This is a genomic window from Piscinibacter sp., from assembly GCF_050175855.1.
GTDB lineage: Bacteria > Pseudomonadota > Gammaproteobacteria > Burkholderiales > Burkholderiaceae_C > Piscinibacter.
The window spans coordinates 1-11,645 of the sequence record NZ_JBFXIO010000133.1 but is presented as its reverse complement, the minus strand read 5'-3'; the positions used below and the strand labels follow the sequence as shown (position 1 = coordinate 11,645).

At 70.7% G+C, this 11,645-nt stretch carries 11 protein-coding genes, 1 tRNA gene and 1 pseudogene; 8 read left to right on the top strand and 5 right to left on the bottom strand.

All coding sequences use genetic code 11. The features are described 5' to 3' along the window. Together AB7U92_RS12015 and AB7U92_RS12010 are read right to left on the bottom strand one after the other, a co-directional pair. A pseudogene (locus AB7U92_RS12015) lies at positions 1–497 on the bottom strand (GGDEF domain-containing protein); the annotation flags it as partial. 62 nt (positions 498–559) lie between these two features. Further along, positions 560–633 (bottom strand) — tRNA-Gly (locus tag AB7U92_RS12010). A gap of 60 nt (positions 634–693) precedes the next feature. On the opposite strand from AB7U92_RS12010, the gene trmB reads away from it, so the two are divergent. Next, positions 694–1,389: a tRNA (guanosine(46)-N7)-methyltransferase TrmB gene (gene trmB / locus AB7U92_RS12005; protein WP_428576765.1), complete on the top strand. Its 696-nt coding sequence runs from the start codon at positions 694–696 to the stop codon at positions 1,387–1,389. Here the strand turns inward: trmB and AB7U92_RS12000 are convergent. Continuing rightward, positions 1,373–2,206, bottom strand: coding sequence for an undecaprenyl-diphosphate phosphatase (locus tag AB7U92_RS12000; protein ID WP_428576762.1), 834 nt, complete (start codon positions 2,204–2,206; stop codon positions 1,373–1,375). The two genes, trmB and AB7U92_RS12000, sit on opposite strands and share 17 nt — an antisense overlap. A gap of 161 nt (positions 2,207–2,367) precedes the next feature. On the opposite strand from AB7U92_RS12000, the gene AB7U92_RS11995 reads away from it, so the two are divergent. From AB7U92_RS11995 to AB7U92_RS11970, 6 genes are all read left to right on the top strand, one after another. Continuing rightward, a complete protein-coding gene (locus tag AB7U92_RS11995; RefSeq protein WP_428576759.1) occupies positions 2,368–3,042 on the top strand; it encodes a TetR family transcriptional regulator in 675 nt (224 codons plus the stop codon). Beyond that, entirely contained in the window at positions 3,039–4,085 is a 1,047-nt protein-coding gene (locus AB7U92_RS11990) for an efflux RND transporter periplasmic adaptor subunit (protein ID WP_428576756.1), read from the top strand. Before AB7U92_RS11995 ends, AB7U92_RS11990 begins: the two co-directional genes overlap by 4 nt. Positions 4,086–4,190: 105 nt before the next feature. After that, positions 4,191–7,388, top strand: a complete 3,198-nt coding sequence (locus tag AB7U92_RS11985) for an efflux RND transporter permease subunit (RefSeq protein WP_428576753.1) — start codon at positions 4,191–4,193, stop codon at positions 7,386–7,388. A gap of 28 nt (positions 7,389–7,416) precedes the next feature. Continuing rightward, entirely contained in the window at positions 7,417–8,070 is a 654-nt protein-coding gene (locus tag AB7U92_RS11980; protein ID WP_428576750.1) for a protein-L-isoaspartate O-methyltransferase family protein, read from the top strand. Then, positions 8,070–8,408, top strand: a complete 339-nt coding sequence (locus tag AB7U92_RS11975) for a rhodanese-like domain-containing protein (protein ID WP_428576747.1) — start codon at positions 8,070–8,072, stop codon at positions 8,406–8,408. Before AB7U92_RS11980 ends, AB7U92_RS11975 begins: the two co-directional genes overlap by 1 nt. Before the next feature lie 39 nt (positions 8,409–8,447). After that, positions 8,448–9,809, top strand: a complete 1,362-nt coding sequence (locus AB7U92_RS11970) for a TolC family outer membrane protein (RefSeq protein ID WP_428576744.1) — start codon at positions 8,448–8,450, stop codon at positions 9,807–9,809. 9 nt (positions 9,810–9,818) lie between these two features. On the opposite strand, the gene AB7U92_RS11965 is transcribed toward AB7U92_RS11970, so the two are convergent. Beyond that, entirely contained in the window at positions 9,819–11,144 is a 1,326-nt protein-coding gene (locus tag AB7U92_RS11965; protein WP_428576741.1) for a hypothetical protein, read from the bottom strand. Positions 11,145–11,304: 160 nt separating this feature from the next. Here AB7U92_RS11965 and AB7U92_RS11960 point away from each other — a divergent pair, with 160 nt between their 5' ends. Continuing rightward, positions 11,305–11,505 carry a DUF2061 domain-containing protein gene (locus AB7U92_RS11960; protein ID WP_428576738.1) on the top strand — a complete coding sequence of 67 codons (201 nt, stop codon included), beginning with the start codon at positions 11,305–11,307 and terminating at the stop codon, positions 11,503–11,505. On the opposite strand, the gene AB7U92_RS11955 is transcribed toward AB7U92_RS11960, so the two are convergent. Continuing rightward, positions 11,460–11,645, bottom strand: a 186-nt coding sequence (locus AB7U92_RS11955) for a type II 3-dehydroquinate dehydratase (protein WP_428576735.1), incomplete at its 5' end; no start/stop codon positions are given. The genes AB7U92_RS11960 and AB7U92_RS11955 overlap by 46 nt on opposite strands.

The window sequence follows — 11,645 nt, the reverse complement described above, 5'->3', positions numbered from 1 at the left end:
ACGCCCTCGACGCGCAGCACCAGCACCGCCATCGGGGCGGGTTGGCGTTCGCGCAGGGCGATCAGGTGGCTCATGTGCTCGACCAGCTGCTGTCGGTGCGGCAGCCCGGTGGCCAGGTCGGTGGCGTAGGCCTGGCGCGCCTCGCGCTCGATGCGGCGGCGCTCCACCGCCACGCGCAGCCGCGCGCCGAAGCCGGGCGAACGCAGGTCGTGCGGGCCGGCCACGTCGGCCGCACCCTGGCGCAGCCAGCCGAGCAGCGGCGTGGCGTCGTCGCCTTCGGCCACCACCACCAGCGCGGTGGCCGCGGCGTGGGCGGGAAGGTCGGCCAGGCCGGTGTGCTGCGGCAGCAGCAGTGCGTCGAAGTCGCCGGCGTCGAAGGCGGCGCCCTCGGCCAGGGCGATGACATCGAAGGGCCCGGCGGGCGACACCATGAGGGACGCCTGCACCGCATCGACCAGCGGCTGGGGTACTCCCACGCGCAGCATCTCGAGGCTCATCGCCCGCCCTCCTCCGGCACATGTGACAGAGGGCCCTGGCGGGCCCTCTTCGTCACGATTCCTGGAGCGGGTGAAGGGAATCGAACCCTCGTATGAAGCTTGGGAAGCTGCCGTTCTACCATTGAACTACACCCGCACTGCGCGCTAGTTTAGCGCGCCGCGGCGCGCCGGCCGCTCGGGCACAATGCGCGCCCTCATGAGCATGCCTCCAGACGACAAGCCGCCTCGCCGCGCCATCCGCAGCTACGTCGTGCGCGCCGGCCGCATGGGCACGGGCCAGGTGCGTGCGCTGGCCGAACTGGCCCCGCGCTGGGTGCTGCCGTACACGGCACAGCCGGCCGACTTCGCGGCCGCGTTCGGCCGCGAGGCGCCGCGGGTGGTCGAGATCGGCTTCGGCATGGGCGACGCGACCGCGCAGATCGCCGCCGCCCGGCCCGCCACCGACTTCGTCGGCATCGAGGTGCACCCGCCCGGCGTCGGCGCGCTGCTGCAGCGCATCGAGGAACGGGGCCTGACGAACCTGCGCATCGTGCAGCATGACGCGGTCGAGGTGCTGGAGCACATGGTCGCGCCCGCCTCGCTGGCCGGCGTTCACGTGTTCTTCCCCGACCCCTGGCACAAGAAGCGCCACCACAAGCGCCGGCTGATCCAGGCGCCGTTCGTCGCGCTGCTGGCCAGCCGCATCGCCCCCGGCGGCTACCTGCACTGCGCCACCGACTGGCAGCCCTATGCGGAGCAGATGCTGGAGGTGCTGTCGGCCGAGCCGCTGCTGGCCAACCGCTTCGAAGGCTACGCGCCGCGGCCCGACTACCGGCCGCTGACCAAGTTCGAGAACCGCGGCCTCAAGCTCGGCCACGGTGTGTGGGACTTGATCTTTACTCGTGCCAGGTGACCCAGCCCATCTGCGCGGTGACCAGCACGACGACGCCGAAGGCGATACGGTACCAGGCGAAGGGCGTGAAAGTGTGGCTGGCGATGTAGCGCAGCAGCCAGCGCACGCAGACCCAGGCCGAGAGGAACGAGAACAGCAGCCCGACCGCGAACAGCGGCAGGTCGGCCATCGACAGCAGTGCGCGCTCCTTGTAGAGGCTGTAGACGCCGGCCCCGATCAGCGTCGGGATCGCGAGGTAGAAGCTGAAATCGGTGGCCGCCTTGCGGTCCAGCCCGAGCAGCATGCCGCCGATGATGGTGGCACCCGAGCGACTGGTGCCCGGGATCATCGCCACGCACTGCACCAGGCCGACCTTGAGCGCGTCCCAAGGGGTCATCTCGTCGACCGAGTGGATGCGCGCGGCCACGCTGCGCCGCTCGGCCCAGAGAATGACGAAGCCGCCCACGATGAAGGCGGTGGCCACCACGGTCGGCGTGAAGAGGTTGGCCTTGATCGCCTTGCCGAACAGCAGGCCGAGCGCCACCGCCGGCGCGAAGGCGATCAGCACGTTGAGCGTGAAGCGCTTCGCCTGCGGGGTGCCCTGCCCGAGGCCCGCCGCCGTGTCTCGCAGGCGCTGCCAGTAGACGATGATCACCGCGACGATCGCGCCGGTCTGGATGGCGATGTCGAAGACCTTGCTCTTGTCGTCGGTGAAGCCGAGCAGCGAGCCGGCCAGGATGAGATGCCCGGTGCTGGAGATCGGCAGGAACTCGGTGAGGCCCTCGACCACGCCCATGGCGGCCGCCTTGGCCAGGAAGATCCACTGCGCGACGTCCAAGCCAGTTCTCCGGGTCTGAAAGTGGCGCGGATGATAGCGGCGGCCTTGTTCGGGCCGGCACCCCGATCCGGGGAGCGCAAGGTCTTGGCCAGACTGCCGTGGCATGCTTGACCCATGCCTACCCGGGCAGGTACATTACTGACCAGTCAGTCATTATGACGATGTCCACACCCGTCGCGACCCCCACCCACCCGCCGCGCCAGCGCCGCAAGGAAGCCCGCCCGCAGGAGCTGATCGACGCCGCGCTCGAGCTGTTCGCCGAGAAGGGCTTCGCCGCCACCCGCTCGGAAGAGGTCGCGGCGCGAGCCGGCGTGGCCAAGGGCACGCTCTATCTCTATTACCCCAGCAAGGAAGAACTGCTCAAGGCGGTGATCAGTCAGCGCCTGTCCAGCGAGATCGCAGCCGTGACGGAGTACGCGCGCGGCTACCGCGGCTCGTGCGATTCGCTGCTGCGCGAGGTCTTCACCGAGTGGTGGAGCCGGGTGTTCGACAGCCCGACCTCGGCCGTCTTCAAGCTGGTGATCACCGAGGTGCGCAACTTCCCCGACATCGCCGCCTTCTATCGCGGCGCCGTGGTCGAACCGGCCACCGCACTCGTCGGCGAGATCGTCGAGCGAGGCATCCGCAGCGGCGAATTCCGTCCCATCGACGTGCACGGCACGGTGATGTCGCTGGTCTTCCCCATGATCATGCTGTGCCTGCACAAGCACTCGCTGGGGGCCTGCGCGCCGGCCACCGAGATGATGGACCCGCACGGCTTCATCCGGCAGCACGTCGACATCGTCCTGCACGGCCTGCGCGCCGACCCCTCGGCCTCGGCGCGGGGCGTCGCATGAAGCGCCACCTCAAGTGGATCCTGCCCCTGCTGGCGGTGCTGCTGGTCGGCGTGGGCGTGCTTCGCGCGCTCGACAAGCGCCGCACCGAACAGGCCGCCGCGGCCCCTGCCCGCGAGACGCTGGCGCTCGACCTCGCCCCGGCTGACGTGGTCGTGGCGAAGACGGTGGCGCTGGCGCGCACGCTGGAGGTCTCCGGCGGACTCAAGGCGGTGAACACCGCGCTGGTCAAGGCCAAGGTCGCTGCCGAACTGCGCGTGCTCAGCGTGCGCGAGGGCGATCGCGTCAAGGCCGGCCAGGTGATCGGCCAGCTCGATACCAGCGAGCTCGACTGGCGGCTGCGCCAGGCGGAGCAGCAGGCCTCGTCGGCGCGCGCGCAGCTCGACATCGCACGGCGCACGCTGGAGAACAACCGCGCGCTGGTGGCGCAGGGCTTCATCTCGCCCACCGGCCTCGAGACTTCGGTGAACAACGAGGCCGCCGCGCGCGCCAACCACGAGGCCGCCCTGGCCGCGATGGAGCTGGCGCGCAAGGCGCGCGCCGACGGCACGCTGGTCGCGCCGATTGCCGGGCTGGTATCGCAGCGCCTGGCGCAGCCCGGCGAACGCGTGCCGGTGGACGGGCGCATCGTCGAGATCGTCGACCTCTCGCGCGTCGAACTCGAGGCCGCGGTCGCGCCGGAAGACGTGGTGCAGCTCGCCGTCGGCCAGGCGGCGCGGCTGCAGGTCGACGGCCTGCCCGAGCCGGTGACGGCCCGCGTGGCCCGCATCAACCCGAGCGCGCAGACCGGCAGCCGCTCGGTGCTGGTCTACCTGGCGGTCGACAGCCACCCGGCGCTGCGCCAGGGCCTGTTCGCCCGCGGGCGCGTCGAGGTGGCGCAGACCGAGGCGCTGGCGGTGCCGCTGGCGGCGGTGCGCACCGATCTTTCGCAGCCCTACGTGCTCCAGGTGCAGGACGGCAAGGCCGTGCTCAAGCCGGTACCGCTCGGCGCGCGCGGCGAGTTGCAGGGCCAGCCCTGGGTGGCGAACCCGGCCGGCCTGGCCTAAGGCGCCACCGTGCCCACGGGCACGGCCGGCGCGGTGCGCGACGGCACGCCGGTGCGGCTGGTCGGCCCGGCCGCGGCCTCGGCCGCGCGCTAGGCACCACGCGCCATGTGGTTCACCCGCGTCTCGATCGCCAACCCGGTCATGGCCGTGATGGTCATGCTGGCCTTCGTGGTGCTGGGCCTGTTCAGCTACCAGCGGCTGGCCGTCGACCAGTTCCCGAACATCGACCTGCCCACCGTGGTGGTGCAGATGGACTACCCCGGCGCCTCGCCGGAGATCGTCGAGAGCGAGGTCACGAAGAAGATCGAGGAGGCGGTCAACACCGTCGCCGGCATCAGCACGCTGTCGTCGCGCTCGTACGAGGGCACGTCGATCGTGATCGTCGAATTCAACCTCGACATCGACGGACGCAAGGCGGCAGAAGACGTGCGAGAGAAGGTCGCGCTGATCCGGCCGATGCTGCGCGACGAGGTGGAGGAACCGCGCATCTTCCGCTTCGACCCGGCCAGCGCGCCGATCTTCAACGTGGCGATCCTGTCGACCGACGGCAGCAAGTCGGCCCAGGACCTCAGCACCTGGGCCTCGCAGGTGCTGCAGAAGCGGCTGCAGAACGTGCGCGGCGTCGGCTCGGTGACGCTCGTCGGCGGCGTCGAGCGCGAGATCAACCTGCACATCCGCCCGGCGGCGCTCGAGGCCTTCGGCATCGGCGTCGACCAGATCGTCGCCGCGGTGCGCAGCGAGAACCAGGAACTGCCCATGGGCGCGATCCGCTCGGCCGAGCAGGAACGCGTGGTGCAGATCAACGCGCGGTTGAAGCGGCCGGAGGATTTCAAGGACATCGTCGTCGCGCGCCGCAACGGCCAGGCCATCAAGCTCTGGCAGGTGGCCGACGTGGTCGACGGCCCGCAGGAGATCGAGAGCCTGGCCCTCTACAACGGCCAGCGCACGGTGCTGCTGTCGGTGCAGAAGTCGCAGGGCGAGAACACCATCGCCGTGGTCGACGGCCTGTACAAGGCGCTCGATGACGCGAAGTCGGTCACGCCGCTGGGCGTGAAGGTCGAGGTCAACCGCGACAACTCGCGCGGCATCCGCGTGTCGGTGGCCAACGTCAAGCGCACGCTCATCGAAGGCGCCGCGCTGACCGTGCTGATCGTCTTCCTCTTCCTGAACAGCTGGCGCTCGACCGTCATCACCGGGCTGACGCTGCCGATCGCGCTGATCGGCACCTTCCTGTTCATGTACTGGTTCGGCTTCACCATCAACGGCATCACGATGATGGCGCTCAGCCTGTGCGTGGGCCTGCTGATCGACGATGCCATCGTGGTGCGCGAGAACATCGTGCGACATGTGCAGATGGGCAAGTCCGCCCACCAGGCCGCGCTGGACGGCACGGCGGAGATCGGCCTGGCGGTACTGGCGACCACGCTGTCCATCGTCGCGGTGTTCCTGCCGATCGGCTTCATGGGCGGCATCGTCGGCAAGTTCTTCCACGAGTTCGGCATCACCATCGTTGCCGCGGTGCTGATCTCGATGTTCGTCAGCTTCACCCTCGACCCGATGCTCTCCAGCGTCTGGCACGACCCGGCCGCGCACGGCACCCATCGCGGCCCGCCGGTGACGCTGTACGACAAGACGCTCGGCCGCGTGACGCTGCAGTTCGACCGCTTCACCGAATGGCTCGGCGACGTCTACCAGCATCTTCTCGGCTGGTCGCTCCAGCACAAGCTGGCCACGCTCGGGCTGGCGGCCGCGACCTTCGTCGGCAGCTTCTTCGTCATCCCCATCCTCGGCGCGGAGTTCGTGCCCAAGGCCGACCTGTCGGAGACGCAGGTCAACTTCTACACGCCGGTGGGCTCGTCGCTCGAGGTCACCGAGATGCGCGCGAAGCAGGTCGACGCCGCGCTGCGCGAGTTCCCCGAGGTGCGCTACACGGTCACCACCATCAACAGCGGCTTCAGCTCGGGCAAGAACGTCGCCTCGGTCTACGTGCGGCTGGCCGACCGCAAGGACCGCAAGCGCAGCATCGCGCAGCTGGTCGCGCCCTTCCGCGACCGGCTCGCCCGCGTGCCGGGCGTCACCGTCACCAACATCGGCCCGACCGACCTCGGCGGCAACAAGAGCCTGCAGTTCTCCATCCAGGGCAACGACCTCGGCGAGCTGGCACGCCTGTCGCGCCAGATCACCGCGAAGCTGCGCGAGATCCCGGGCCTGGTCGACCTCGACAGCACGCTCAAGGACGACAAGCCGACCGTCTCGATCGAGGTCAAGCGCGACGCCGCGGCTGACGCCGGACTGAACGTCAATGCGCTGGCCGGCACGCTGCGCACCCTGGTCGCCGGCAACACGGTGGGCAACTGGCGCGCGCCCGACGGCGAGAACTACGACGTCAACGTGCGCCTGCCGCCTTCCAGCCGCGACGCGCTGGGCGACCTGCAGCGCCTGCCGATCACCGTGGCGGCCGCGGCCGACGGCTCGCCGCGCGTGGTGCGCCTCGCGCAGGTGGCCGACATCCGCGCCTCGACCGGCCCGAACCAAATCAACCGCCGCGACCTCAACCGCGAGATCAACATCGACGCCAACGCACTCGGCCGCAGCGCCGGCGAGGTGTCGGCCGACGTGAAGAAGGTGCTCGATTCGATCGCCTGGCCGCCCGGCTACCGCTACGTGTTCGGCGGCTCGACGAAGAACATGAACGAGTCGTTCCAGTACGCAGTGGGCGCGCTGGCGCTGGCCATCGTGTTCATCTACATGATCCTGGCCAGCCAGTTCCGCAGCTTCCTGCAGCCCATCGCGCTGATGAGTTCGCTGCCGCTCACGCTCATCGGCGTGGTGCTGGCGCTGCTGATGTTCCGCTCGACGCTGAACATGTTCTCCATCATCGGCATCGTGATGCTGATGGGCCTGGTGACCAAGAATGCGATCCTGCTGATCGACTTCGCGATCCGCTCCCGCCGCGGCGAGCACGCCGGCGAGCACGGCCTCGACCACGACGTCGCCCCCCTGGGTCGCGAGGAAGCGCTGCTGCACGCCGCCCGCGTGCGGCTGCGCCCGATCCTGATGACCACGCTGGCGATGGTGTTCGGCATGGTGCCGCTGGCCTTCGCGCTGACCGAAGGCTCGGAGCAGCGCGCGCCGATGGGCCAGGCGGTGATCGGCGGGGTGATCACCTCCTCGCTGCTGACGCTGGTGGTGGTGCCGGTCATCTACTGCTACCTCGACGACCTGTCGGCCTGGCTGAAACGCCGCTTCGCCGGCCGCCCGGCTGCGACAGGTCAAGGCGGCGCCCTGACCCCGGCGAAATAAAATGCGGGGTTACCCGGAGGAGTCCTTCATGAACATCGAACAAGCCCGCTTCAACATGATCGAGCAGCAGATCCGCCCCTGGGACGTGCTCGATCCCGCCGTGCTCTCGCTGCTGACCGTGGTCAAGCGCGAGGACTTCGTGCCCGCGGCCTATCGCTCGCTGGCCTTCGTCGACACCGAGGTGCCGCTGCCCGGCGGCCAGTGCATGCTGGCGCCGCGCGTCGAGGCGCGCATGCTGCAGGAGATCAACGTGCACAAGCACGAGCGCGTGCTGGAAGTCGGCGCCGGCTCGGGCTACATGGCCGCCCTGCTGGCGCACCGCGCCCAGCACGTCACCACGATGGAGATCGTGCCGGAGCTGGCGAAGCTGGCCGCCGACAACCTCAGGCGCGCCGCGGTGATGAACGCCACCGTGCGCCAGGGCGACGGCTCTCGCGGCCTGGCCTCCGAGGCACCGTTCGACGTGATCGTGTTGTCGGGCTCGGTGGCCGAAGTGCCGCAGGGCCTGCTCGGCCAGCTCAAGGTCGGCGGCCGGCTGATCGCCATCGTCGGCCAGCAGCCGGTGATGCGCTGCACGCTGGTCACGCGCAGCGGCGAACATGGCTTCGCCAGCGTCGAGCTGTTCGACACCGTGGCCCAGCGCCTGCAGGGCTTCGAAGAGCCGCCGAAGTTCCACTTCTGATGAAGCAGCTTCCCGTCACCGAGGTGCGCCAGTGGGCCAGCGAGGCTGCCGCCGAAGGCGAGCCGCTGCTGCTCGACGTGCGCGAGCCCTGGGAGGTGCAGCTGGCCGCGATCCGGATCCCGGAAGCCGGCACGCTGAACCTGCCGATGGGCCAGATTCCGCAGCGCCTGGCCGAACTCGACCCGGCGCAGCCCATCCTGTGCATCTGTCATCACGGGATGCGATCGGCGCAGGTCGTCGCATTCCTCGAGCGCGCCGGCTTCGAGTCGGTCTACAACCTCGCCGGCGGCATCGACGCCTGGTCGACAAGGGTCGACCCGGGCGTGCCGCGCTACTGATCCTTCCTGCCCGAGACCCGCGACCCCAAAGGACCCCTCATGCAACGCCTGCGCCTTCGCCCCTCGTCCGCCCCTGCCGCCCTCGCCCTGGCCCTGAGCCTGGCCTTCGGCGCCAGCGCGCACGCCCAGAGCCTGCAGGAGGTCTACGAGGCGGCGCGCGGCTACGACGCCAGCTACCTCGCCGCGCGGGCGCTGCTGGAATCGGCGCAGTACCGCACCGAGCAGGCCAAGGCGCTGAACCGGCCGTCGGTGGGCCTGCAGGTGCAGGGCGCCCGCACCACCGCCGATACGCCCTACTCCAGCACGCGCAGCACCGACACCAACAGCGTCAGCGCCGGCCTCAGCGCCAGCCAGAGCCTGTACAACAAGGCCAACAGCGCCACCATCGACCAGGCCGAGAAGTCCCTGGCGATCTCGCGCGCCGACTTCGAGGCTGCCGAGCAGGATCTGATCGTGCGCGTCGCCCAGGCCTACTTCGACGTGCTGGCCGCGCAGGACGCGCTGGCCACCACCCGCGCCAACAAGACCTTCATCAGCGAGCAGCTGGCTTCGGCCAAGCGCAACTTCGAGGTCGGCACCGCCACCATCACCGACACCCGCGAGGCCCAGGCGCGCTTCGACCTGGCCACCGCGCAGGAGATCGCCGCCGAGAACGACCTGCGCACCAAGAGCATTGCGCTCGACCAGCTGGTCGGCCGCAGCGGCGTGAGCCCCAAGGGTCTGGCCGTGCCGGTGGTGCTGCCGCCGGTGCAGCCGCCGGTGGTCGACGAATGGGTACTGCGCGCCGACAGCGAGCACCCGGTCGTGCGCAAGGCCACCCTGGGCCTGGACGTCGCGCGGCTGGAGACCGAGAAGGCGCGCGCCGGGCACCTGCCGACCGTCACGCTCAACGGCAGCGTCGGCAAGTCGCGCGTGTCCACCAGCGGCGACCTGGCGGCACCGCCGTTCAGCTTCGACGCCTCGGGCACCGGCACCAACACCAGCATCGGCGTGACGCTGCAGATGCCGCTGTTCGCCGGCTACGCGATCCAGAACCGCGTGAAGGAAACCCTGTCGCTGGAGGAGAAGTCGCGCAACGACCTCGAGGCCGCGCGTCGCGGCGTCGCCCAGGGCACGCGCCAGGCCTTCTTCGGCGTGCAGTCGGGCCAGGCGCAGGTGAAGGCGCTGGAGGCTGCCGAGTCGTCCAGCCAGCTCGCGCTGGAGGCCACGCAGCTCGGCTACAAGGTTGGCGTGCGCGTCAACCTCGACGTGCTGAACGCGCAGACCCAGCTGTTCAGCACCCGGCGCGACCTCGCCAAGGCACGTTACGACGTGCTGGTCGGCTCGCTGCGCCTGCGCCAAGCCGCCGGGCTGCTCAAGCCCGAAGACGTGACCGCGCTGAACCAGCTGCTGGCGCGCTGAGCGCCCGCCTCAATCGGCCAGCGGCGGGCTGCGCAGTTCGCAGACCTGGCCGAGCGAATCCAGGCGCACCAGCAGCGCGAGGCTGGACTCGCCGGCGAAGCCGGCTTCGATCGCCTGCAGCACGGCTGCCAGCGAACGCTCGGCGCGCAGCCCCGGTTCGGGCGCGAGCGGCCACGCCCAGCCCCGCGTCGCGGCGCCGCGGGCCATGCCGGCGTCGTCGCGGTTGGCAGCCCGCTGCGCCTGCAGCGCCGCGTGCAGCACCAGCGTGGCGGCGGGCACAGCCTCGCCCAGGGCCAGGCGCAGCCCATGCCAGGCGGCCAGCATGCGCGCGGCGTGGCAGGCCACACGCTGGCGCAGGGCGTAGGCCTGAACCCGCGCGAGCCAGTCGGCCTCCGCTTCCGGCAGCCCGGCCAGCGCCTGCTCCACCCGGAGCCGCTGGGCCGAGGCGCCGTCGGCGGCGGCGCGCCACTGCGCCTCGGTCTGCGCGCCGAAGTCGGCCACGCGGGCCACGAACACCGGCTTGCGCACCGCACCGGCGTGGTTCTCTTCCACCTCGCGCAGGTAGCGGCTGAGCTCCTGCAGCAGCGCACGAAGGCGCTCGTCTTCCGGCGACGACAGGCGCAACCACTCGGCCGCCTCGGCCTGGATCGCGGCCACCTCCTGGCGCTGGCTGCGCAGGTACACCGGCGCGCAGTGCAGCGCCATCACGACGGCCGCCACCGCCGCGGCACGATTCGCGTCGAGCGATTGCGCCGGCACCACGCGCAGCGAAGAGGCCGCCAGTTCGCCGCGCGCCAGCGGCAGCGCCGCACCGGCGCGCAAGGACAGCCGATAGAGATCGGCGTCGCCGGAACCGAGCACCGCCAGCAGCGGCGCATGGGCGAGGATGGCGGACAGCGCCTCGCGCTGCATCGGCGTGGCCGACAGCGGCAACGCCTGTCGCCATTCGACGGCACCGGCACGCTCGAGCGTCAGGGCCGGCTCCGCACCGGCATCACGGAGTTCGTAGCGGCGTGCGCGCGACGCGACCAGGGTGGCCGGCAGCCTGACCGCCGGGGGGGTCACCAGGGCCGCCACCGGGCTGCGCGGCGATGCTGCAGGCCCGGGCAGCGGCGCCAGCCCGCCCCCGGGAACCGATCCCGGCTCGGGCCGGGAGGTGCGCGGCTCGACGGCGGCTGCAGCCGGAGCCTCGCGGCGCTCGGCCGGCTCGCGCCCCGGGGCGCCTCGCCGCTGACGCAGCAGGCCCAGCAGCGCCACGCAGGCCAGCGCCAGCACCGCCACCAACCACCACGCCAGCTGCGACATCGCCATCGTCTCCAGGGCCGATCGTGCCACGAAGGCGCGGGCGCGGCGAGAGCGGCAAACAGGGGGGGGACACCCGCCGGCCATGCCCGCCGGCGCTATCGCCGCCATCAGGCGAGCCGATTGGACGCCCGCGCCGCGCCGGGCGACCATGTCGGCCAACTCACCGACACGCTGCAAGCGAGATCACACCATGGCCAAGACCGCGACCTTCGGCGTCCTGCACCTCGTCACCTCGTTCACCGTGGGCTACGCACTGACCGGCAGCGTGGCCATAGCCGGTGCGATCACCTTCGTCGAGCCGGTGGTCAACACCGTGATGCACTACTTCTTCGACAAGTACTGGACTCAGCGCGAGACACGCCGCGCCAGCGCCTCGATGGCCATCACGTAGCCGTCGACACCGAAGCCGACGATGATGCCGGCGGCCACCGGCGACAGCCACGAGTGGTGCCGGAAGCTCTCGCGCGCGTGCACGTTGCTGATGTGCACCTCGACCACCGGCACCTCGACCGAACGCACCGCGTCGTGCAG